Raw genomic sequence first — 23,440 nt, forward strand, 5'->3', positions numbered from 1 at the left:
CGGCGACGGCTCGCGGTCCCGTGGTCGATTGTCAGCGGCGGACGGGAACGTCGCGCTCGTCGAGATACGACTTGACGTCGTCGATCGAGTACTCGTCGAAGTGGAAGATCGAGGCCGCGAGGCCGGCGTCGGCGTCGGCCTCGGTGAACACCTCGTACATGTCTTCGGGACTGCCACAGCCCGAGGAGGCGATGACCGGGGTGTCGACGGCCTCGGTGACGGCTGTCGTCAGCGGGATGTCGTAACCGTCTTTCGTCCCGTCCTTGTCGATCGAGTTGACGAACAACTCGCCCGCACCCCGCGTTTCGGCCTCTTTGGCCCACTCGAGGACGTCGATCCCGGTCCCTTCGCGGCCGCCTTTTTTGGTACACTCGAACCAGCAGGATTCGCCGTCGATTTCGACGTAGTTCTCACCCTGCTCGTCGAACCGCCTGCGGGCGTCGACGCTGATGACGATACACTGGCTGCCGAACGCTTTCGCGCCCTCGTTGACCAGTTCGGGGCGCTCGAGTGCGCCTGTCGTGATCGAGACTTTGTCCGCACCGGCGCGGAGGGTCTCTTTGATGTCGTCGGTGGTGCGGATGCCCCCGCCGACGGTCAGCGGAATAAAGACCTCGTCGGCGACGCGCTCGACGACGTCGAGCATGGTTTCGCGCCCCTCCGCCGAGGCGGTGATGTCGAGAAAGACGAACTCGTCGGCCCCGGCTTCGTTGTACGCTTTGGCCATCTCGACTGGATCGCCGGTGTATTTGAGATCCTCGAAATGAACGCCGGTGTAGACTGCCGGGTTCCCGTCTTCGTCTAGGTCGACGTCGATACAGGGGATGATTCGCTTGGTTAGCGTCATGTTGGTCGTTATGCGTGCGTTTGCACGCTGGGTAGTAATACTGTTGGACACCAGTCTGTGATTGCTCGAGGCTGGCCGACTGGCGCTGGTACGACGGCGATGGATGTCTTTATTGTGGCGAGTCGACAACACGCCCGTATGACAGCGAACACGGATCAGACCGCGGATACGGACTCGGGTGCTGACGTCGGTCACGACCTCGAGGCCGAGCGAACGACGGCACCGATGAGCGACTACTCCTCGAGCGCGGTCGCGATCGGCTTCGTGGTCATGCTGGTCGGCATCGGAATCGCGTTCGGAATCCCGCTGCTAACGGTTCCACTCTGAATCGGTATCTTCACGGCGAAACGTGGTGTTAGAAGACGTACTCGTCGTCGTGGCCCATCATGCCATCGTCCTCGAGGCCAGTTCCTGCGCCCTCTTCTTCGTCCATCGGTCCGCTGGTCTTGTAGGCCTTAATGCCCGTCGACAGGAGATCCTCGATCGCCTCTTCCCGGTTGACGAACTCGCCGCGTTCGACCATCTGGGCGATCTGCATCTCGAGGTGCTCCGGTATGGTGATCTCTACTTTCGGCATCTGATTCGGCTTTCGGCGAGGGGGTATTTAGGTTTGACGGGGACACCAGCACGGACGGCCACCTCCGAACTGACAGGACGGCCCGAACCACCGCTCGTCGTCGCGTTATCGTGACGCGAGACCGCGTGACGGCCTCGCTCGAGTGCACTCGAGAATGAGACGGACTGCAGGAGTTACTTACTGCCGGTCACTTGTTGCCCATCATCGAGTCCAGCGCGTTCTTCAGCGTCGCCCCCGGCTGGGTGATCGAGTCGAGTTGCCGGCGCATCTTCCGCTGGTTGAAGTAGCTCGCGAACGCGAGGATGGTTGGCGGCCAGAGGCCGATGAACGCGCCGAGCTGGCGGTCCCCGCGGACGAAGTAGTAGTACAACGACAGTCCGACCGAGGCGGCCGACGCGAGGGCTGCCGGGCCGAGGGCCTGCTCGCCAGCTTCTTCGGCTACCTGTCCGGAGACGTCTCGTTCCGTGAGCTGCTGTTTGCTCGCCATACAGCACGTCCGTCGCTGAGACGGTACTAAGGGGTGGCGAGGGTTTCGAACGGTAGTAACAGACTGGTGGCCGGCAGCCACTCGTTTCGTGACGTTCCGATCACTGTCCCGTCCCCGAAATCCGGTGTTGTTCATGCTCGAGCGATTGCTCGGTTGTCCGCGCCGACGGGAGGCGTCACAGCTACGGTTGTCGAGGTGAACGAACGCATATGAGCGACCAGCGCACGGACGTCACGGACCTCTATCAGGAGTTCGGCGACGAGCGCCTGCCACCGGGACAGCGTGAAACGACTGCGTTTCCGGTGTTGTCGAAAGGGCCAACACCCGACTGGGACCCCGAGACGTGGGAGTTTACCGTCACCGGAGCCGTCGAGGAGGAACTCACCTTTTCGTGGGACGAGTTTCAGGCGCTCCCGAGTGAGACCCAGCGTCAGGACTTTCACTGCGTCACCGGCTGGAGCAAGTTCGACTGTTCGTTTACGGGCGTACCGTTCCTCGAACTCGCCGAGCGAGCGGGGGTTATCGACGACGCCGACGCCGGCAAACAGCGCTCGACGGGCAACCCGACGGCGTCTGGACAGGCCGTCCACGTCATGTTTTCGGCGCTTGACGGCTACACCACTGATCTTCCGCTCGAGGCCTGTCTGCGCGAAGGAGTGTTGTTCGCGTGGGGGTACGACGGCGAGCAGCTGCCGGCCGACCACGGTGGGCCGCTGCGGGTCGTCACTCCACACCGCTACGCGTATAAAGGGGCGAAGTGGGTCGATGGGATCGAGTTCCTCACGGAACCCGAGCGTGGCTACTGGGAACGGCGTGGCTACTCCCAGACGGCAGACCCGTGGCAGGAGGAACGATACAGCTAGCCGCGGCAGTTCTCTGGAATAGTTAGGCTGAAGGCGTGGCGGTCCTGAGATGCGTTTAATGGATGGATCGTCGGGTGGGCATCGACTGACGGCTGATACGGAGTCACCGCCAGCCGACGAACCGACTGCCCTCGTTAGCGCCAGCCGCGAACTCGAGGACGTGTCGTTCAGCGCGATCGTTGATGCCGAACACGAGTCTCGAGTGTTGTGGGCCACCCCCGGCGGCCTCGAGGTCGTCGGACAGGGTGTCGCCGCACGACTAGTCGCGCACGGATCGGACCGCTTCGATCGCGTTCGAGCGGCCGCTGACCGAACGTTCGCCGGGTTGACCCACGACGGACCACACGTCGCCCGGCCGCGAGCGTTCGGCGGGTTCTCGTTTCACGACGAACACGAGTCAGGGCCACCGTGGACCGGGTTCGACGCGGCGGCGTTCGTCGTCCCACGGATTCTCGTCGTCCGTAGCGAGACCGGCACCTGGCTGACGGCCGTCGCGAACGAGCCCGAAGCGGCACAGGAACGCCTCGAGCGCTGGTACGACCGACTGGCTGAGCTGCCGGCGATGCAGCCGAGCGGCACCGGCCCCGGCGTCGAATCGACGCGACGAACGACCTCGCAGGCGGCCTGGACCGAGCAGGTCGAGGCCGCCCTCGAGCGCATCGACCGGGGGACGATCACGAAGGTCGTCCTCGCACAGTCACTGTCGGTCGCCCTCGAGGAGCCGATCGACGTCCCCGGCACGCTCGAGCGGCTGCGCCGGCAGTATCCGAACTGTTATCGGTTCCTGATCGGTCCCGACGCCGGCGGGACGTTCTTCGGTGCGCCGCCGGAACGTCTCGTCTCGAAACGCGGGACACACGTCGAAACGGAGGCGCTCGCCGGCTCGGTCCCACGCGGCGAGACGCCCGAAGCGGACGACGCTCACGCCGAGGAGATGCGCGACAGCGAGAAGGTCCAGCGCGAACACGGCCTCGTCGTCGAGGCGATTCGCGACCAACTCGACCCCCTCGCCTCGGTCGACGTCGCCGACCAGACGATCAGACGGCTCGCGACGATTCAGCACTTACAGACGCCAATCACGGCGACGCTCGAGGACGATCGCCACGTCCTCGAACTCGTCGAAGCGCTGCATCCGACGCCTGCCGTCGGCGGCGTGCCGCCCGCGGCGGCGTGGGAGACGATCCGCGACACCGAAGCCTTCGACCGCGGCTGGTACGCTGCGCCGATCGGCTGGTTCGACGCCGCCGGCGACGGCGAGTTCGCGGTCGGCCTCCGATCCGGGGTCGCAAGCGACGACACGGTAACCCTCTTTGCCGGCAGCGGTATCGTCGCCGACAGCGACCCCGACGACGAGTGGGACGAGGTACAGCTAAAGTTCCGACCGATCCTCGACGAACTGCGGTGATCCGATGAGTGCACCAAACCGTGCGACGCTATGGGGTCGCGTGCTCGTCGACGAACTCGCGAAGGGCGGCCTCGAGGCCGTCTGTATCGCCCCCGGCAGTCGCTCGACGCCGCTGACGGTCGCCTTCGCGGCCCACCCCGAGATCGACGTCTACTCGCATCTCGACGAGCGCTCGGCGGCCTTTTTCGCGCTCGGTCGCGCTCGGCGCACGGGAGAACCGACGGCGCTGGTCTGTACGTCGGGCACGGCAGCGGCGAACTTCCACCCCGCCGTGATGGAGGCCGATCAGGCCCGCGTGCCGCTGCTCGTGTTGACGGCCGACCGGCCCGCCGAACTCCGCGACAGCGGCGCGAACCAGACCGTCGATCAGGTCAAACTCTACGGCGACGCAGTCCGCTGGTATGCGGAACTGCCCGACCCCGAAGCCGACGAGCGCAAGGTCCGAAGCCTTCGGACGACCGCCGCACGAGCGCTCGCCGAAACCAGCGGTCCCGACCCCGGTCCTGTCCACCTGAACTGCCCCTTTCGAAAGCCACTCGAGCCACTCGAGGTGCCGGATGCCGTCCCCGACGCATTCGCGGAGACGCTGGCCGGGACGGGCCGTACGGGTGCGTTCGTCGAGACCGAAACGGGGTCGATGGCCCTCGAGGCCGACCGGCTTCGGCCACTTCTCAACGCCTTAGAGGACGCCGAGCGCCCGCTGATCGTCGCGGGGCCGGCCGATCCCGCAGCGATTTCCGGACTCGAGCCCGCCGATGTCGTCACGGTGGCCGACCACGTCGGCGCACCGATTCTCGCCGACCCGCTCTCGAACCTGCGATTCGGGCCCCACGTCGAGTCCGACGCCGGCGACCGTCACGTCTACGGCGGCTACGACGGCTACATCAGTGCGCTTCCAGCGCCGGATGTCGTCGTCCGATTCGGTGCGTCGCCGACCTCGAAACCGCTGCGCCACGCCTTGGGCGACAGCGACGCCCGGCAGTTCCTGCTCGACCCCGCCGGCGCGTGGCGCGAGGCGACGTTCACCGCGACGGAACTGCTCGCAACCGACCCCGACTCCGCCTTCGAGACGCTGGCCGAGTCACTCGAGGCGGCCACCGGCTCGACTGACACTACCAGCGACGACGAGTGGCTGGCTCGGTTCGATGCCGCCGAACGCACCCACTGGCGCGTGCGTGACGATGCCCTCACTGTCGATGCGCTCGCAGCCGACCCGTTCGAGGGCGCAGTTCTCGCAACCGTTTTCGAGGCAGCACCCGACCCGGCGACCGTCTTCGTTTCCAACAGCATGCCGATCCGCGACGTGGATCGGTTTGGCCGCCCTCGAGCCGCCGACCTGACGGTGCTCGGCAATCGCGGCGCGAGCGGCATCGACGGTATCACGAGCACGGCGCTGGGTGCCGGCAGCGCGACCGACGAGCCGCTGGTGCTCGTTACCGGGGATCTCGCCTTCTATCACGATTCGAACGGCCTGCTGGCAGTCGAGCGCTGTGGCGTCGACGCCACGATCGTCTTGCTGGACAACGACGGCGGCGGTATTTTCCATAAACTGCCGATCGAGGCCTTCGAGCCGCCGTTTACCGACCAGTTCAAAACGCCCCACGGTCTCGAGTTCGAGCCGCTGGGCGATCTCTATGGCCTCGAGTTCGAGCGTGTCGACGCGGCCGAGTTCCGAGCGGCCTATCAGGCGTCACTCGAGTGCGAGGGCACGCAGATCCTCGCCGTCAATTTCGAGTCGGACGCGAATCACCGGCGACGGGATGCGCTCAGCGAGCGCGTTCGTACGGAACTCACTGACGAATAGCGATTCCGAACGGCGTCCGAGCATGTGAGAACGGTACGCCGACGACTGCCGAGAGTCGACGCGGCGAACGCCAGCCACGGCCGAGCGTACCGTCGGCGTTCCAACGGATAAATTGGTTATCGCGATATCGAATCGTTCTCGAATCAGATTTCAGGAGAGTCACAGAAACACTAGATTCAATTATCAACGCTCTCTGTTTTCGACAATGACTACCGAGATTCGGCTCCTCCATGTCGACGACGATGTCGACTGGTTGGACCGAACAGCCGCCCGACTCGAGTCCATGGACGACCGGATAATCGTCCGCTCGGTGTCGGATTCGACTGCGGTACTCGACGTTCTCGAGACGGAGGCGATCGATTGGGTCGTCGCTGCGTATCAATTGCGTGGAACGGACGGACTCGAACTGCTGGCCAGCGTGCGCGAGGTCCGGCCGACGTGTCCGTTCGTTCTCTATACGGGACAGGGGTCGGAAGCGGTGGCGAGCGATGCGATTTCGGCCGGCGTGACCGACTATCTCCGACTCGACGGCGAGACGACGCGTAGCGACCAGCTGGCGAGCAAGCTCATAGATGCGATCGACCGACACACAGCCAGACACCGAATACGACACCGTGAGCGTGTCACTGCGCCTGTCGGAGCGGTTCAGTCCGCGCTCGTACAGCAGCCTCCCGACGAGGTCTCCGATCAGGAGCGCGCACGAACTATCCTCGGACAGGCGGCCGCGATGGAGGCCTCGATGGACGGAATGGCGATCTTCGACGACGACTGCGACTGTTGCTACGTCAATCAGGCCCACGCGGAGATCTACGGCTACGCCGCTCGAGAGACGGTTATCGGCTCCAGTTGGCGGACATTCGTCTCCGACGACGAACTCGACCGGTTCGAAGACGAGGTCTTTCCCACGCTCGCCGAGGACGGGGCGTGGTGTGGCGAGGCAACCAGCGTCCACGCGGACGGGACGACGTTTCCGACGGAACTCTCGCTTGCCCGCCTCGAGGACGGGAGCATCGTCGGCGTCGTCCGTGACATCACCGACCGACGGGAGCGCCAACGACGGCTCGAACGGAGCAAAGAGCGACTTCGGGTTCTGTTCGACCACTCGCCAGATGCGATTTTCGTCCACGAGACGGACGGCACCCTCGTCGACGTCAACGACAGAGCAACGACTGATCTCGGATACAGCCGGGCGGAGTTACTCTCGCTGTCCATCGGTGACATCGAGGTCGGGGACGACCTCGAGCGACTCTGTGAGCTGTGGACGACCATGGACGTCGGGCAGACGGCGACACTCGAGGGGTCACATCGTCGACAAGACGGCTCGACGTATCCGGTCGAGGTCTGGTTAACCAAGCTCACGCTGGATGAGACCGACCGAATACTGGCGCTGTCTCGCGATATCACGGCCCGAAAAGAACGCGAACGCGAACGCAGCCGCCAGAGCGCCCTCTTCGAGAAGGCCCAAGAGATTGCCGCGATCGGTGCCTGGGAGACCGATCTGCAGACTGGACAGGGGTGGTGGACGACACAGGTGAACCGCATTTATGGGCTTCCGGCAGACTACGAGCCAGCGCCGGCCGAGGGAGTCGAGTACTTCCACCCGGACGACCAGCAGAGCATCCAGTCGGCCTTCGAGCACGCAGTCGAGACCGGCGAGCCGTACGATCTCGAGCTCAGAGTCGGCGACGAGAGTGGGGTCCGGTGGGTCCACGTCCGTGGCGATCCACAGTGCGAGGACGGCACTACCGTCCGTGTCCGCGGCACGATTCAGGATATTACGGAGCGAAAGCGCTACGAAGAAGCCCTCGAGCAGACGCGTGACGAACTCCAACAGATCATCGACCTCGTGCCCGACATGCTGTTCGTCAAAAACCGCGCTGGCGAGTACATCCTCGCGAACGAGACGACCGCAGCCTACCACGGCCGCCCGCGGTCGGCCGTCGAGGGGAAGACGGATGTCGAACTCCTCCCCGACGACGAGCAGGCCCGTCGATTTCATGAGGACGACCGCGAGGTCATCGAATCGGGCGAACCCCTGTACATCTCCGAGGAATCGCTCACGACTGCTGACGGCGAGACGCGGATCTTCCAGACGACCAAACTCCCCTTCGAGGTCGCCGGGACCGGCGAGACGGCTGTGCTGGGATATGCCCGTGATGTGACCGAACTCAAAACGTACGAACGCCAACTCGAGACCCAGCGGGATAATCTCGAGGTGCTCAACCAGGTCGTCCGCCACGACATCCGCAACGACCTTCAGTTGGTGTTGGCGTACGCTGAAACCCTCGAGGACGTCGTCGACGAGACGGAACGCGAGTACGTCGAGCAGGTACTCGCAAGCGCACGCAACGCCGTTGCGATCACCGAAACGGCACGAGACGTCTCCGAAGTGATGCTGCAGGCCGATGCCGAGCCGACACAGGCCCGACTTCGGTACACGCTCGAGCGCGAACTCGACGAGATCCGCTCGACGTACGAGAACGCGGTCGTGACGGTCGAGGGATCGATCCCGAGCGTCGATGTCGTCGCCGACGACATGCTCGAGTCGGTGTTCCGGAACCTGTTGACGAACGCGATTGAACACAACGATGTGGAGATTCCCGCGGTGACGGTGTCCGCGACGACGGCAGCCGACCACGTCGAGATACGGATCGCGGACAACGGGCCGGGAATCCCCGACGAACGCAAGGCGACGATCTTCGAGGAGGGCGAGAAAGGCCTCGAGAGCGACGGCACCGGGCTGGGGTTGTATCTGGTCCGGACGCTTGTGGACCGATACGGTGGGGACGTCTGGGTCGCGGACAGAACGGAGCGCTGGGCCACAGATGAGCGGACACAGGCTGGCGACGAGGCGGTCACGGGTAGCGTGTTCACCGTTCGGTTGCCGATCGCGTCGTGACGGCGCTCGTCGACACGAACCTATTTCATCCGCTGCGGACCAACTGCGACCAATGGTTTCGGAATGCTTCGATGCGTCGCAGTGGGAACCGGTCGCGAACCTGAACGACGAGTTCACCGACATCACCTACCACCGTGCGGTCGACTCCGGAACGGTTCGGATCGCGTTCGACCGCCCCGATGTTCGCAACGCGTTCCGGCCCGGAACAGTCGACGAACTCTATGACGCCCTCGATCACGCCAAGCGCCAGACCGACGTGGGCTGTATCCTGCTGACCGGCAACGGTCCCTCCTCGAAAGACGGCGGCTGGGCGTTCTGTTCCGGCGGCGACCAGACGATCCGGGGCGATGACGGCTATCAGTACGGGGGTGATGAGGAGCGTGCCTCCGAGCAGGGCCGACTCCACATCCTCGAGGTCCAGCGGCTTATCCGTCATATTCCGAAAGTCGTTGTCTGCGTCGTGCCGGGCTGGGCCGTCGGCGGCGGCCACTCGCTACACGTCGTCTGTGATCTGACGCTGGCGAGCGAGGAACACGCGAAGTTCCTCCAGACCGACCCCGACGTGGCGAGCTACGACGCCGGCTTCGGCTCGGCGTATCTCGCCAAACAGATCGGCCAGAAGAAAGCCCGTGAAGTGTTCTTCCTCGGGAAGACCTACGATGCCGAGGAGGCCGCAGAGATGGGGATGGTCAACGAGGTCGTTCCCCACGAGGAACTCGAGGAGGTGGCGCTCGAGTGGGGCAAACGGATCAACGCCAAGAGCCCGACGGCGATGCGGATGCTCAAGTACGCGTTCAACATGACCGACGACGGGATGGTTGGCCAGCAGGTGTTCGCCGGCGAGGCGACCCGACTGGGGTATATGACCGACGAGGCCAAAGAAGGCCGGGATGCGTTCGTCGAGGGTCGTGACCCCGAGTTCGACGACTACCCGTGGCACTACTGATACTGTCGTTCGTCCAGTCGTGACGACCCACTCGCAGGACGGTTGCAGCCGCGTCAGTCACTGACCCCAGCCCGCGAGGCTGTGAGACGATCCAGAGACTGGCTCAACACCAGTTAATATTGCCGACATCTGCGACCAGCTGTCGCCTCGAGTCCGATCGGCAGTGGCGCTTGTGGAACGAGAACGTCCCAGTTAACGGGTTCGTTCCCGATCATCCCGTTGTCACTGGCTTCGGTAGATTCGACGGAAAAGACAACGCTTTGGGCGTTCCGGCCCCGAGACGCTGCTAGTGACACTCCCCGATCGGTCCGCGCTGTCCCGTCGGGACTACCTCCGGACGTTGGTCGCCATCGGCGGCGCGACTGCACTCAGTGCCTGTGTCTCCGAGAGCGGTGCGATCGATATCCCCGCTGGGACGGACGACCCGGACTCACTCCCGGACCGACAACACGCGTGGAACGACAGTCTCTCGCGTGACGACGACGGCAACGTCCAGCCGCCGGACCACCACGTCTTGGTGCCGCTGGCGCTGCTCGACGAGCCGACCGACGAAACTCGAGCGCAACTCGAGGACGCGTTTCGGACGCTCGAGCGCGCCTACGAGTGGAGCACCGACGGGCTACTGTTTACCATCGGCTACACGCCGGCGTACTTCGAGCGGTTCGACGACGCGCTCCCCGAGTCGGTCGACCTCCCGAAGCCGACGGCGCTGACTGCGTCCGAGGACCCAGCGATCGACGAGTTCGATGCGCTCTTGCATCTCGCAAGCGACCACTCACAGGTCGTTCTCGAGGCCGAGGAGGGGCTGTTCGGCGACCACGACGACCTCAACGGCGTCGCAGTCGAAACCGATCTGACCGGCGTGTTCGAACGCCTCGAGGACCAGCGCCGAACCGGCTTCGTCGGCGCTGGCTTGCCCGCCGAACACACCGACGTCTCGGGCGTTCCCGACTCGGTGCCCGAAGACGCGCCCTTTTTTATGGGCTTTCGCTCGGGTTTCGAGGGGAGTCAGGCGACCGAAGACCGGGTCACGATCGAGGACGGCCCGTTCGCCGGCGCGACGACACAACACGTCGAATCGCTCGAGACCCAGCTTCGGACCTGGTTCGAGCAGGACAGCCATCCCATGCGCGTTCGGAAGATGTTCAGCCCGGAACACGCAGACGAGAATCTGGTCGGCGATGTCGGCGAAAAGCTGACGACGACGAACGGTCTGACCGACGAGCGGATCGACGCCACCGAGGCAGACGCCCGTCGCGGCGTCGTCGGCCACGCCCAGAAGGCCGCTCGAGCCAGAGACGACGACGGGCCGCCGCTGTTGCGACGTGACTTCAACACCGTCGATGGCGACCGTCCCGGCGTCCACTTTCTCTCGCTGCAACACGGCATCGACGACTTCGTCCGTGTTCGCGAGGCGATGATCGGCGACGATCTCGATGTCATGCACGCGAACAACGGAATTCTGAGCTATATCTTCGTCACTCGCCGTGGGAACTTCCTGCTCCCACCGCGCTCGCTTCGGGCGCTGCCGCGAGCCACCCCACAGTAGGACTACCGACCACACCACGACACATGCACGACCACGATCTCGACCGACGGACGTTCGTTCAGCGGACAGGCGCAGCGACCGGCATCCTCGCGCTTGCGGGCTGTCTGGAAACCGACGACGACACTGATGAAGACGAGGACACGGGCGACCCATCGAACGGTGACGACGCCGTGCCGCGATTTCCGGAGGTCGAAGATCCGCCAGCAGCGGTCTACCGTCCGACCCACCGCGAGTCGATGCGGATGCTCGAGCCGATCACGGCTGGCGAGTACACACTCGCGCCGATGCTGTCGTATCCGCATCCGTTCTGGCTCGTCACCGGCGGTGCCGGCGAGGACGACATCGAACGCGTCGATCCCGAACAGGGACGTGGCGTCCACATGATGTTCACGCTCTGGGACGACGAGACGGGAATCGTCCTCCCGGTCGACACCAGCGCCACGATCACCATCTCTCAGAACGGCGAACGGATCGGGTCGCCACACTCGCCGTGGCCCATGATCTCCCAGGAGATGGGCTTTCACTTCGGCGACAACATCCCCCTCGAGGACGACGGCACCTACACCGTCGACGTCGAACTCCCACCGATCCCGACACACACGACTGGCGACCTCGAGGGCCGATTTACCGACAGCGAGACGGTGACTTTCGAGTTCGAGTACGACCGGGCGTTCCGCGAGCAGGTCGTCGGCGGCGTCGAGTACTTCGACGAATCGGAGTGGGGCGAACGCGGCGCGCTCGAGCCGATGGACCACGGGCACGACGATCACGACGATGACGGGCATCATGACCACGATGGCGACGGCCACCACGACGACGACGGCCACCACGACGATGATAACGGCCACGACGACGACGACGGCCACCACAACGATGATAACGGCCATCACGACCACGGTCACGTCCCGTACTCCGCGCTGCCGCCAGCCGACGCGTACCCCGGCACCCGACTCGAGCCCACAGACGAGGCCGACACCGACCTGCCTCGAAGCGGCGATGCCGCGATTTTCGCGACGCTGCTCGAGTCCGGCTCCCGACTCGCCGACGGCGACGACCAGTACCTGCTCGTCTCGCCACGGACGCCGTACAACCGCGTGCCGCTCGCGGATATGGCCATGCAGGTGACGGTCGAACGCGACGGCGAACCGGTCGGTGACGCGGATGGAACGCGGCTGGTGCAGACTCTCGACAGCGAGTACGACCTTCATTACGGCGCGTCGCTTGCGGCGCTCCAGTCGGGCGACGCAATCACGATCACGTTCGAGTCGCCGCCGCAGGTCGCCCGCCATCAGGGGTACGAGACGGCGTTTCTCGAGATGCCGCCGCTCGAGTTCACCGTCCCGGAGGAGCCATGACGGAATCGACGCCAGCCCGACGCTCGATCGTCCTCGTCGCCCTGTGTATCTGTACGCTTACGGTCGGCGCAGTCGTTCCCATGACCGTCGGTGCCGGCGACAACGCGACGATCTTTTACTTCGAACCGAGCGAAACCGAGGCTGACGCCGGCGAAACCGTCACGCTCGAGCTCATCGCGAGCACCCACGGCGATTACGTCGGCGACGGCATCGACAGGCTGTCGGCGACAGTCGCGTACGATCCCGATGTCTTCAGCGTGGCCGACGTCGAGCACGGGCCGATGCTGGCTGCAGGTGATTCCGACGCCGAGGTCGACGGCGCCGTCGAGATCGACGACGAGGCCGGAACGGTGACGATCGATCAGGAGCGAACGCCCTCAGGCGACGGCGCGAGAGCGACCGAGACGGCAGCGACGATCACGCTCGAGGTCGCCGAGGACGCCCCATCAACGAACGAGACGCTCGAGATCACGGATGCCTCGGCGGTGCTCATCAGCGACTATCCGCAGGCAGTCGTCGACCGAGAGGCGACGATCACTGTCACTGAAACCAGTGGTGGGGACGATCCAGTGCCCGGCTTCGTGGCCCCGTCGGCACTGATCGCGGTCGGTGCGGTGTTGGTGTTCGCCGTCCGTCGGTTGGACTGACCACACACAATCATTGGTCTACGCCCGGGTCGCTGACAACGAGTCAGCCAACCGCAATGCCAACGTTGACACGTCCGCGTGTCGGAGACTCGAGTAATGAGTACGGCCGAGGTCGACATCTCACGGACGAAGGCGTGGCTGCTTGCTGCACGGCCCCAGACGCTGCCTGCGGCTGCAGCCCCGGTGATCGTCGGGACGGCGCTTGCGATCTATGCTGACGTCTTCGCTCCGTTGCCGGCGGTGATGGCGTTTATCGGGGCGACGCTGATTCAGATCGGGACCAACTTCGCGAACGACTACTACGACGCGATCAAGGGCGCAGACACCGAGGACCGAGAGGGATTCACTCGAGTCACGCAGGCAGGAATTATCCCGCCCGAACAGGTGAAACTGGCGACGATCGTGACGTTCGCGCTGGCGATTTTCACGGGGACGTATCTCGTCTACATCGGCGGGGTCCCGATCCTCGTCATCGGGCTGGTGAGCGTCTTCTGTGGGTGGGCCTACACTGGCGGCCCCTACCCACTTGGCTACCACGGCCTCGGTGATCTGTTCGTCTTCGTCTTTTTCGGCATCGTCGCCGTGATGGGGACGTTCTACGTCCAAGCCGTAACGGCAGTCGAACCGCTCACCACGACGATTCCCGAGGGAACGGTCACGCTCGAGGCGTTCGTCGCCAGTCTCCCGGTCGCCGGTATCTCGACGGCCATTATCGTCGTCAACAACATCCGTGATCGGGAAACCGACGTCGAAGCCGGGAAGCGAACGCTCGCGGTTCGACTCGGCTACCGATGGAGTCGCGTGGAGTACGTCGCCCTCCTCGCACTCGCCTACATCACACCGCTGTGGTTCTGGCTCGCTGCAGGGTTCGGTCCCAGTGTGTTGCTCCCACTGGTGTCGCTGCCCTACGCCGCGGTCGTCACCCGAACGGTCCTGACCCGCACCGACGGCGATGCGCTCAACCCCGCACTCGAGGGCACCGGGAAACTGCTCGCGATCTATTCGGTGCTGTTCGCCGTGGGGATGATAGCATGAACGACAGAGCTGACGTCGACCGCGAACTCGACTGCACACTCGAGTATCAGTCGTTTTCGCTCGAGCTTGCGAGTCCACTCGAGACGGCCGCTGGGACGATCGACTCGCGTGATGGCTTTCTCGTCCGAATCGTCGCGCCGACTGCCGACGCAGACGAGCAGGCAGTCGGCTACGGCGAAGCCACACCGCTGGCGGGCTGGACGGAATCGATCGCTGACTGTGAAACAGCCCTCGAACGCGCACGCGCCGCGATCGAAGACGGGCCGGCCGCCGCACTCGAGGCCGTCGACGGACAGGGAGCGGCCAGACACGCGGTTACGCTCGCCCTCGGTGATCTGCGAGCGAGCCAGGAGGCGACACCGCTGTATCGACATATCGGGAGAGGCCCGATGATCGGCCGGGTGCCGGTCAACGCGACGATCGGTGATGGCGAACCCACCGAGACCGCTCGAGCGGTGAGCGAAGCCGTCGAGCGTGGATTCAACTGCTGCAAAATCAAGGTCGGAAACAGAAGCGTCGAGGCCGATATCGAACGGCTCCGTCGGACTCGCGAGGCTGTCGGTCCCGACATCGAACTGCGAGTCGATGCGAACGAAGCCTGGACCTACACCGAGGCGAAAAAAGCGCTCGAGGGGCTTGCCGACCTCGGCGTCTCGATCCTCGAGCAGCCACTGCCAGCGGGCGCACTCGAGGGCCACGCCGCGCTCCGAGAGCGTGAGCAGGGAGCCGGGGTTGCGATCGCCCTCGACGAGGGACTGCTCGAACACGGCGTCGACGCGATCTGTGAGGCGGGCGCGGCTGACGCGGTCGTGCTCAAACCCATGGCGCTCGGCGGGATCGACGTCGCCCGCCAGATCGCCGCGTGGGTACAGGAACTCGAGATCGAACCGATCGTGACGACCACGATCGATGGGGTTGTCGCCAGAACGGGTGCGGTCCACCTCGCCGCATCGATCCCGAACGTGCCGGCCTGCGGGCTGGCCACGGCGTCGTTGCTCGCCGACGATTTGGGCCGTGATCCCGTCCTGCTCGAGAAGGGTGCAGCGGTCGTTCCGCAGGCGAAAGGACTCGGCGTCGAGGGGGTGTGGACGGAGTGATAGGTGCCCCGGTCGACTGGCCAACTCGAGACCTCCTCTCCCATCGGACCGCCGCGACACCACAGCGGACGGCGCTGATCGATGATGAGACGGGGGCGACGTGGACGTTTGCGGAACTCGACCAGCGGGTCGATCAGGTCGCTCACGTCCTCGAGACCCTCGAGATCGATCACGGGCAGCCACGGATCGCCGTCCTGATGGACACCAGACCCGCGTTCGTCAGCGTCTTTTTCGCCGCGATGCGGACGGGGATGACGGTCGTCCCGCTGAACGTCCGCGAAACCGCCAGCGAACTGGCCGCCAAAGTCGAACGCACGGCTCCCGTAGCCGTCGTCTGTGAGGAGGCGACCGAGTCGGCGGCGCTCGAGGTCACTGCGGCGGTCGAGTCGACGGCGACTGCTCCTACCGTCCTGACCGTCGACGAGCCGGCACGGGAACGGACGCGACGGCTGTGTCCGGCCGCTGGATCGGATACTGCTCCGTCGGTCGATCCGGTCTCGCTCGAGCGCGACGATCCGCTGGTGATCATGTTCACCTCGGGGACCGCCGGCGAGCCGAAAGCCGTCCGGCTGACCGTCGGCAACCTCGTCGCGAGCGCGACCGCCTCGGCGTTCCGACTGGGCGTCGATCCGGGCGACCGCTGGCTGTGCTGTCTCCCGATGTATCATATGGGCGGGCTGGCCCCCGTCCTGCGGTCGACGCTGTATGGGACGACGGTCGTCATCCAGCGCTCGTTCGACCGCCACGAAACCGCTCGCGTCCTCGACGAATACGAGATCACGGGTGTCTCGCTGGTGCCGACGATGTGCAAACGACTGCTCGATGCGGGCTGGGAGCCCACCGCCGACCTGCGATTCGTCTTGCTCGGCGGTGCGCCGGCCTCGAGCGAGTTGCTCGAGCGCTGCCGGGCGGCCGACGTGCCGGTGTACCCGACCTACGGGATGACCGAGACGGCCTCTCAGATCGCGACGGCGACGCCCGCGGAGACGGCGAGCCACGAGGGAACGGTCGGTCAGCCGCTGGTGTTCACCGATGTAACGGTCGTCGACGACGATGGCGAACCGGTTTCGGCCGGGGAGCCGGGCGAACTCGTCGTTTCCGGACCGACGGTGACGCCGGGCTATCTCGAGGCCGCGCAGACGGATTCCGCCGTCGGCGAGTACGGCCTCCACACGGGAGATGTCGGCTACGCGGACGAAAATGGTCGACTCTGGGTGCTTAACCGACGGAGCGACCGGATCGTCACCGGCGGCGAGAACGTCGATCCCGGCGAGGTCATCGAGACAGTCTGCGCCCATCCAGCCGTCGAAGACGCCGCCGTTGTCGGCCTCACCGATCCCGAATGGGGCGAACGCGTCGGTGCGCTCCTCATCCCCGCCGACGGCCGGGATGGAGACGCCGAAATCGACCTCGAGCCGGTTCTCGAGTACTGTGAGACGCGACTTGCCGGGTTCAAACGACCGAAGACGGTCGGCGTCGCCGACGCCTTGCCCCGAACCGCGTCGGGAACTGTCGATCGCGAGGCGGTTCGAGACCGGCTTCGTGAGACGGGCACCGACGTCTGAGCCGACAGTATAAGTCGATCGCGTCCCTTCTATCAGCTGTGTGTACACTGACCCTCGCCTGGCAGGTCTTCGACGACGCGCCAGTGGCGGTCGCCGCCAACCGTGACGAGGCCCTCGATCGCGAGTCGATTTCACCCGGCGTCTACCGCGAGGAGCCGCTGGTCGTTGCGCCAAGAGACACCGAAGCCGGCGGCACGTGGATCGGCTACAACGAACACGGCGTCTTCGCCGGCATCACGAACAAGTGGACCGACGCCAACCTCGCGGCCGACCGCTCTCGAGGGCTGCTCGTCGCCGACGTGCTCGCTGCCGACTCCGCGGCGACGGCAGCCGAAACGATCGAGGCGGCAACCGAGACGGACGAGTACGACGGCTTCAATCTGGTCGTCGCCGACGAGTCGGCCGCCTACTGCTATCAGTGGAACGGCACCCTCTCGCGTCTCGAGTTCGAACCCGGCGTTCAGGTCATCGTCAACGCCGCGGTCAACGACACCGTCCACCTCCCGTCGGACCGCCTCGCTATCGCCCGCGAGCAGGCCGACAACGCACTCGCCGTCCGCGAGACGCTGGCCGTCGGGGACGACGAGTCGGTCTCGCAGTGGCTCGAGCGCGCCGGCGATGTCCTCGGCGACCACGAGTACGGGGTCTGTCTCCATCGCGATGGATTCGGCACGAAATCGTCGTCGCTGATCGCCCTCGGGCCCGAAACCACGCGGTATGCGTTCGCGCCGGGCCCACCTTGTGAGACGGCGTACGAACCCGTCGCCCTCGAGTCGACCGCGCGATCCACACTCGAGGCAGAGTGCGACGTCGAAGGGCACATTTAAGCGCCTCGCTCTATCTCATACGTACATGGACGCACTCCTGCCTGTAGCGACGAGTACGGAGAGGTGGTCACCGTGAGCGTTTCTGCGGCCGAAGCCGAACTCTCCGAGGACGAACGGGCCGGACTCGGACTCGTCCGCCAGACTGGCGGCATTCATCAGAGCGATTTCTGGAAGGAACTGGACGTCTCCTCGCGAAAGGGGAGTCGAATCGTTGAGTCACTCGTCGAGAAGGAACTGGTCGACCGAGAGGAGACGGTGTACGACGGCCACAACACCTACTACATCACGCCGACCGCTCGTGACCTCGATTTCACCCTCCTGATGGCCGGCGACATGCTCTCGCCGTTTATCGGTGAGGAAGAAGTCGACCCCAACAGCGATGCCTTCTCGCAGTGGATCATGAACCTCGCGTACGAACAGTAGCAGGACCGATACGACGACGCGTTTCGACGGTTTTCTCGGCGAGTGCCTCGAGACAGAAACAGCCAGCGGCTCAGTTGTAGTTCCAGTGTCTTACTCGAGTGCGCTCCCAGCCCGAATCAGGCGCGCTTCGCCGAACGCCGGTCCGATGAACTGGAGGCCGACGGGCAGGCCGTCGGTTTCGCCGGCGGGAACCGAGATCGCCGGCAGATCGGCGAGGTTGACGGGAACAGTGTTCGCGTCGGCGAGATACATCTGGAGCGGATCGTCGAGACTCTCGCCGAGTTCGAACGGCGGAACCGGCATCGTCGGCGAGGCGAGCACGTCGGCCTCGGCAAGCGCCTCGTCGAAATCCTGCTTGACCCACGCGCGGGCGTCCTGGGCCTTCTTGTAGTATTTGTCGTGGTAGCCGGCCGAGAGCGCGTAGGTGCCGAGTAAGATGCGGCGTTTGACCTCGTCGCCGAACCCGTCTTCGCGCGTCTGAGCGAAGGCGTCGTTCCAGTTGCCGTCGGCGTCGGCGTCGTGGCCGTAGCGCACGCCGTCGAACCGCGCGAGGTTCGAGGAGGCCTCCGACATCGCGATCACGTAGTAGGCTTCGACGGCGTGTTCGACGGAGGGCAGCGAGACGTCGTGGTACGTCGCGCCCTGTGCCTCGAGGTCGGCGATGGCGTCCCAGAACGTTTCGACAACGCCCTCGTCGGCTCCCTCGAGCAGTTCCGTGGGGACGCCGATCGTGAGCCCGTCGACGTCGCCGGTGGCGGCGTCGGCGTAGCTCGAGTCGCCATCGGTCGGCGCCTCGCGGGTCGTCGCGTCGCGCTCGTCGCTGCCGGCGATGACGTCGAGCAGCTGGGCGGCGTCCTCGACAGTCTCGCCGAAGGGACCGATCTGCTCTAGGCTGTTGCCGTAGGCGACGAGTCCGTAGCGAGAGACCAGCCCGTAGGTGGGCTTGATACCGACGACGCCACAGAACGCCGCAGGGCAGCGAATCGAGCCACCCGTGTCGGAACCGAGTGCGACGTCGGCTTCGCCTGCGGCGACGGCAGCAGCCGAGCCACCGGAGGAGCCACCGGGGACGTGACCCGGTGCGGCCGGGTTATCCGTCGAACCGAAATACGACGTTTCGGTGGTCGTCCCCATTCCGAACTCGTCCATGTTCGACTTCCCGACGATGGTCGCGCCGGCCTCCTTGAGCCGGGTGACGACGGTCGCATCGTACGGCGGGACATACTCCTCGAGCATTCGCGATCCACAGGTCGTCCGGACGCCCTCGGTCGAAATGTTGTCCTTGACGGCGACGGTCGTCCCCGCCAGTGGGCCGTCGTCTGCGCCTTCGATCGTCTCCTCGGTGATGAAAATATCGTCAGCCATGATCAGGATACGTTCGGTCCTTTGAAGTAGCCGTCTTCGGTTTCGGAGGCGTTCTCGAGAGCCGTCTCGCGCTCGAGCGAGTCGCGGACCTCGTCCGGTCGCATCACGTTCGTCAGGTCGGCCTCACGGTCGACTTCGGGCACCTCGTCTAGCGTCTCGAAATACTCGAGGATGTCCGCGAACTGTCGCGTGAACTGGTCGACCTCGTCGTCGGCGAGGCCGACGCGAGCCAGCTCCGCGACGTGGCGGACCTCCTCGGGACTGACGGCGTCGTCGCTCATGCTTGCTCGCACTTGCCAGTAGGGAGTAAGGGTTTCGATACATCGGTCCAGTCGAAACCGCTCGTCGGCCGGTATCGAACGGAGTCGCGAACGGATTGGTCGAGTCCGACGTTCCGAAGCCGCGCGTTCATCTCGCGATACTATCGAAGAATTTAAGTTGCGGAGAGCCTACTGTACTGGTCACGATAGAGCGTTTTCCAGCGATCGTTGTGACTTTCCACGATGACAGATACCACGATTCGAACGCGGAGCGGCGAGCGAAGTGAGCGCGAATCGACCGAGTCGCGCGAACAACCGACGGAGCGAGAGCAGTGTCCCGAGTGTGGCGGCCGACTCGTCTCCGATACTGAACACGCCGAAACCGTCTGTGACGACTGTGGCCTCGTCGTCGACGAAGGTGAGATCGACCGCGGCCCCGAATGGCGGGCGTTCGACGCCAGCGAGAAAGACGAGAAATCCCGCGTCGGTGCCCCAACGACGAATATGATGCACGATCAGGGGCTCTCGACGAACATCGGCTGGCAGAACAAAGACGCCTACGGGAAGTCCCTCTCGAGTCGCCAGCGCCAGAAGATGCAGCGCCTGCGCACGTGGAACGAGCGGTTTCGGACGCGTGACTCCAAAGAGCGCAACCTCAAACAGGCACTCGGCGAGATCGACCGTATGGCGTCGGCGCTCGGATTACCGAAAAACGTCCGCGAGACGGCGAGTGTCATCTATCGGCGCGCCTTAGAGGAAGACCTCTTACCGGGCCGCTCGATCGAAGGCGTCGCGACGTCGGCGCTGTACGCCGCCGCCCGTCAAGCCGGGACCCCACGGAGCCTCGACGAAATCGCGGCCGTCTCCCGCGTCGAAAAAGACGAGATCGCCCGCACCTACCGCTACGTGATTCGGGAACTCGGTCTCGAGGTCCAGCCGGCCGACCCCGAAAGCTACGTGCCACGGTTTGCCAGCGATCTCGACCTTTCGGACGAGACCGAACGCCGCGCTCGCAGTCTCCTGTCGTCCGCAAAAGAACAGGGCATCCACAGCGGCAAGTCGCCGGTCGGCCTCGCGGCCGCCGCCGTCTACGCCGCCGCACTGTTGACCAACGAGAAGGTGACGCAAAACGACGTCAGTGATGTCGCCAGCATCTCCGAAGTGACGATTCGAAATCGGTATCACGAGTTGCTCGAGGCCGAAGACGGCGGGCTAGCCTGAACGGATGGGCCTGCCGTAACGACTGTTTGATTCGCGTTATCGACTGGTTACCAGTCGTCTATTCGTGACAGTCACACCATACTGAATATCGTGGTTCGACTGTCTGTTCGTATGACCTGTGACAACTGTGCAGCCGCAGAGATCGCATACACACTCACAACCCACGTGTCGAACGCCCCCGACAAGCAGATCGATCTGCATTTCTGCTCGAGTGAGTGTCTGCGCGTCTGGACCTAAGGTCACGTCTCGAGCGAGGAACGCTGCTCGGCTGTGGACCGACAGTATATCACGCTCCCCGTTGGCACACGGAGTATGGTTATGACGTCGGTCGAGCACGTCGGGACGGATGCAGCGAGTTGCTCGACGGTCGATGCGGAATCGACGGTGCGACACGTCAACGGGGTGGAACTGCACGTCGTCGAAGCCGGCGACGACGACGGGCCGCTGGTCGTCTTGCTCCACGGCTTTCCCGAGTACTGGTACGGCTGGCACCGCCACCTCGAGGCGCTCGTCGACGCCGGCTATCGGGTCCTCGTCCCGGACCAACGCGGCTACAATCGAAGCGAGAAGCCGACGGGAGTCCGCGCGTATCGAATACAGGAGTGTTCGCGGGACATCGCTGCGCTCATCTCGAGTACGGGGCGCGATCAGGCACACGTCGTCGGCCACGACTGGGGTGGGATGGTCGCATGGGACCTCGCGCTTCGGGAGCCGTCCGTCATCGATCGACTCGGGATCGTCAACGCACCCCATCCGACCGTGTTCCGCCAGCACCTTCGCTCGAGTCCCGAGCAACTGCGCCGAAGCTGGTACGTCTTCTGGTTCCAGCTCCCGTGGCTCCCCGAACGGACCCTCCGTGTCGGCGACTATCGGCTCCTCGAGTCCGCGCTTCGGGGGACTGCCGCCCCGGGGGCGTTCAGCGAGCAGGACCTCGAGCAATATCGTGCGGCGTGGCACGCCGACGGCGCACTCACCGGCATGCTCAACTGGTATCGCGCAGCAGCTCGCTACCCGCCGACACCCCCTCGAAAACGGGTCGAGACACCCACGCTGCTCGTCTGGGGCGAAGACGACACCGCGCTGACGCCCGCGTTGGCAATCGACAGCGACCTACGCTGTTCGACCAGCCGCCTCGAACTCCTGCCCGAGACGAGCCACTGGGTGCAACACGAACGTCCGGAGCGACTGTCGGACCTGCTGCTCGAGTGGCTGTCGGCTCCCAGTTGAGACGGGGCGGTGCCGTCCGTTCCGAGACCGTTCCCACCGACTGGGAACGGACGTTGCACTATTCGACGGCATGGGTATATATCGTCGAACTGAACACGTTCGTATGGCCCAGGCGACACTCACAATCACGATGCCCGAACAGGTCTGGATCCAACAGCTGTCGACGACGTATCCGTCGGCGACGTTTCGGGTACTCGCGGCCGTCCCCGGTGACGAAACCGGGTTCGCCCTCGTTCGGATCACCAGCGCTGAGATCGCCGATGTGGTCGAAGACATGCGCGACCATCCCCAGCTCCTCGAACTCACGCTCGCCCACTCGAGTGCAAACGAGGCAACGGTTCACTTCGAGACGACGGCTCCGCTGCTGTTGTTCTCCGCGCGGGAGGCCGGCATGCCGATCGAACTCCCCGTCGAGGTCGTCGACGGCGAGGCAACGATCGAGGTCACCGGCTCCCGCGATCGGCTCGCCGAACTCGCCGAACAACTCGAGCGATTCGGCCTCACGTACCGAATTGAGCACGTCCGCGAGCGGCTTCACGAGAGCCAGTTGCTTTCGGAACGCCAACTCGAGGTCGTCGTGGCCGCCGTCGAAGAAGGCTACTACGACACGCCTCGACGCTGCTCGCTCACGGAGCTTGCAGCCCATCTGGGAATCGCGAAATCGACCTGCAGCGAAACACTCCACCGAGCGGAGGAGGGGATCATCAAACGGTTCGTCGAGGACCTCCCGGGGCGCGAGACCGACGAATCGCTCGACGACCAACTCGCACGCAGCTAATCGGTCGCTACGGCGCACCACCACGAGCAGCGCCCGTTGTCCCGACCTGTGCTACGGGTTCTGTGTGCCATCGAACCGGCTGTTCGGTGTCGGCCATGCGGTCTGCCGTTCGGTCTGAGTGTCGTCGCTCGAGCGAGTATCCTCGTGTTGGTTCGGCTACCAAATACGCCGTTTTGTGCCGTCTGAAAAAACTCTGTCGTAGTTGTTGGACGATATTTCGTGGTGATGAGTCACGAGTGTCTCGTGGTAACATGTACATTTGA

23 protein-coding genes are annotated in these 23,440 nt (G+C 64.7%); 18 read left to right on the top strand and 5 right to left on the bottom strand.

The features are described 5' to 3' along the window. Window positions 1–31: 31 nt before the first annotated feature. A complete protein-coding gene (hisF, locus tag C495_RS15105; protein ID WP_008164436.1) occupies window positions 32–847 on the bottom strand; it encodes an imidazole glycerol phosphate synthase subunit HisF in 816 nt (271 codons plus the stop codon). Between the two features lie 138 nt (window positions 848–985). Between hisF and C495_RS15110 the strand changes: the two genes are divergently transcribed. Beyond that, entirely contained in the window at window positions 986–1,174 is a 189-nt protein-coding gene (locus C495_RS15110) for a DUF7550 family protein (protein ID WP_008164437.1), read from the top strand. Window positions 1,175–1,202: 28 nt separating this feature from the next. Here the strand turns inward: C495_RS15110 and C495_RS15115 are convergent, their stop codons facing one another. Both C495_RS15115 and C495_RS15120 read right to left on the bottom strand, forming a co-directional pair. After that, a complete protein-coding gene (locus C495_RS15115; RefSeq protein WP_006067573.1) occupies window positions 1,203–1,424 on the bottom strand; it encodes a ribbon-helix-helix domain-containing protein in 222 nt (73 codons plus the stop codon). Between the two features lie 187 nt (window positions 1,425–1,611). Continuing rightward, entirely contained in the window at window positions 1,612–1,911 is a 300-nt protein-coding gene (locus tag C495_RS15120; protein WP_008164438.1) for a hypothetical protein, read from the bottom strand. A gap of 209 nt (window positions 1,912–2,120) precedes the next feature. On the opposite strand from C495_RS15120, the gene C495_RS15125 reads away from it, so the two are divergent. The 13 genes from C495_RS15125 to C495_RS15185 all read left to right on the top strand — a co-directional run bounded on the left by C495_RS15125 (window position 2,121) and on the right by C495_RS15185 (window position 18,326). Further along, window positions 2,121–2,774: a sulfite oxidase-like oxidoreductase gene (locus C495_RS15125; RefSeq protein WP_008164439.1), complete on the top strand. Its 654-nt coding sequence runs from the start codon at window positions 2,121–2,123 to the stop codon at window positions 2,772–2,774. 58 nt (window positions 2,775–2,832) lie between these two features. Beyond that, on the top strand, window positions 2,833–4,179 hold the full coding sequence (locus C495_RS15130) for an isochorismate synthase (RefSeq protein WP_008164440.1): 1,347 nt from the start codon (window positions 2,833–2,835) through the stop codon (window positions 4,177–4,179). A 4-nt stretch (window positions 4,180–4,183) separates the two neighbouring features. Next, window positions 4,184–5,983 (top strand): 2-succinyl-5-enolpyruvyl-6-hydroxy-3-cyclohexene-1-carboxylic-acid synthase, encoded by a 1,800-nt coding sequence (menD, locus tag C495_RS15135; protein ID WP_008164441.1) that lies wholly within the window; start codon window positions 4,184–4,186, stop codon window positions 5,981–5,983. Window positions 5,984–6,188: 205 nt separating this feature from the next. Then, a complete protein-coding gene (locus C495_RS15140; RefSeq protein ID WP_008164442.1) occupies window positions 6,189–8,882 on the top strand; it encodes a hybrid sensor histidine kinase/response regulator in 2,694 nt (897 codons plus the stop codon). Window positions 8,883–8,934: 52 nt separating this feature from the next. Further along, window positions 8,935–9,828, top strand: a complete 894-nt coding sequence (locus C495_RS15145; RefSeq protein WP_008164443.1) for a 1,4-dihydroxy-2-naphthoyl-CoA synthase — start codon at window positions 8,935–8,937, stop codon at window positions 9,826–9,828. Between the two features lie 289 nt (window positions 9,829–10,117). After that, a complete protein-coding gene (locus C495_RS15150; RefSeq protein ID WP_008164444.1) occupies window positions 10,118–11,377 on the top strand; it encodes a DUF7405 family protein in 1,260 nt (419 codons plus the stop codon). Window positions 11,378–11,400: 23 nt separating this feature from the next. Then, complete coding sequence (locus C495_RS15155; protein WP_008164445.1) at window positions 11,401–12,732, top strand: DUF7350 domain-containing protein; 1,332 nt, start codon at window positions 11,401–11,403, stop codon at window positions 12,730–12,732. Continuing rightward, a complete protein-coding gene (locus C495_RS15160) occupies window positions 12,729–13,379 on the top strand; it encodes a cohesin domain-containing protein (protein ID WP_008164446.1) in 651 nt (216 codons plus the stop codon). Before C495_RS15155 ends, C495_RS15160 begins: the two co-directional genes overlap by 4 nt. Window positions 13,380–13,475: 96 nt before the next feature. After that, on the top strand, window positions 13,476–14,414 hold the full coding sequence (locus tag C495_RS15165; RefSeq protein WP_008164447.1) for a 1,4-dihydroxy-2-naphthoate polyprenyltransferase: 939 nt from the start codon (window positions 13,476–13,478) through the stop codon (window positions 14,412–14,414). Further along, entirely contained in the window at window positions 14,411–15,511 is a 1,101-nt protein-coding gene (locus C495_RS15170) for a mandelate racemase/muconate lactonizing enzyme family protein (RefSeq protein WP_008164450.1), read from the top strand. The genes C495_RS15165 and C495_RS15170 overlap by 4 nt, the downstream gene beginning before the upstream one ends. Further along, window positions 15,511–17,076 (top strand): o-succinylbenzoate--CoA ligase, encoded by a 1,566-nt coding sequence (gene menE / locus C495_RS15175; protein WP_193788017.1) that lies wholly within the window; start codon window positions 15,511–15,513, stop codon window positions 17,074–17,076. Before C495_RS15170 ends, menE begins: the two co-directional genes overlap by 1 nt. A 38-nt stretch (window positions 17,077–17,114) precedes the next feature. Then, window positions 17,115–17,903, top strand: coding sequence for an NRDE family protein (locus C495_RS15180; protein ID WP_008164453.1), 789 nt, complete (start codon window positions 17,115–17,117; stop codon window positions 17,901–17,903). A gap of 72 nt (window positions 17,904–17,975) precedes the next feature. Next, a complete protein-coding gene (locus tag C495_RS15185) occupies window positions 17,976–18,326 on the top strand; it encodes a helix-turn-helix transcriptional regulator (protein ID WP_008164455.1) in 351 nt (116 codons plus the stop codon). Between the two features lie 90 nt (window positions 18,327–18,416). Here the strand turns inward: C495_RS15185 and gatA are convergent, their stop codons facing one another. Together gatA and gatC are read right to left on the bottom strand one after the other, a co-directional pair. Next, on the bottom strand, window positions 18,417–19,691 hold the full coding sequence (gatA, locus tag C495_RS15190; RefSeq protein WP_008164457.1) for an Asp-tRNA(Asn)/Glu-tRNA(Gln) amidotransferase subunit GatA: 1,275 nt from the start codon (window positions 19,689–19,691) through the stop codon (window positions 18,417–18,419). Window positions 19,692–19,693: 2 nt separating this feature from the next. Beyond that, entirely contained in the window at window positions 19,694–19,972 is a 279-nt protein-coding gene (gene gatC, locus C495_RS15195; protein ID WP_008164459.1) for an Asp-tRNA(Asn)/Glu-tRNA(Gln) amidotransferase subunit GatC, read from the bottom strand. A 222-nt stretch (window positions 19,973–20,194) separates the two neighbouring features. Here gatC and C495_RS15200 point away from each other — a divergent pair, with 222 nt between their 5' ends. From C495_RS15200 to C495_RS15210, 4 genes are all read left to right on the top strand, one after another. Continuing rightward, window positions 20,195–21,172 carry a transcription initiation factor IIB gene (locus C495_RS15200; protein ID WP_008164461.1) on the top strand — a complete coding sequence of 326 codons (978 nt, stop codon included), beginning with the start codon at window positions 20,195–20,197 and terminating at the stop codon, window positions 21,170–21,172. A 111-nt stretch (window positions 21,173–21,283) separates the two neighbouring features. After that, window positions 21,284–21,409: a hypothetical protein gene (locus C495_RS18515; protein WP_008164463.1), complete on the top strand. Its 126-nt coding sequence runs from the start codon at window positions 21,284–21,286 to the stop codon at window positions 21,407–21,409. A 75-nt stretch (window positions 21,410–21,484) separates the two neighbouring features. Then, window positions 21,485–22,399, top strand: coding sequence for an alpha/beta fold hydrolase (locus C495_RS15205; RefSeq protein WP_049890377.1), 915 nt, complete (start codon window positions 21,485–21,487; stop codon window positions 22,397–22,399). Window positions 22,400–22,502: 103 nt separating this feature from the next. Next, window positions 22,503–23,177 (top strand): helix-turn-helix domain-containing protein, encoded by a 675-nt coding sequence (locus C495_RS15210; RefSeq protein WP_008164467.1) that lies wholly within the window; start codon window positions 22,503–22,505, stop codon window positions 23,175–23,177. Window positions 23,178–23,440 lie beyond the last annotated feature (263 nt).

It is taken from the genome of Natronorubrum sulfidifaciens JCM 14089 (assembly GCF_000337735.1).
GTDB classification, from domain to species: Archaea; Halobacteriota; Halobacteria; order Halobacteriales; family Natrialbaceae; genus Natronorubrum; species Natronorubrum sulfidifaciens.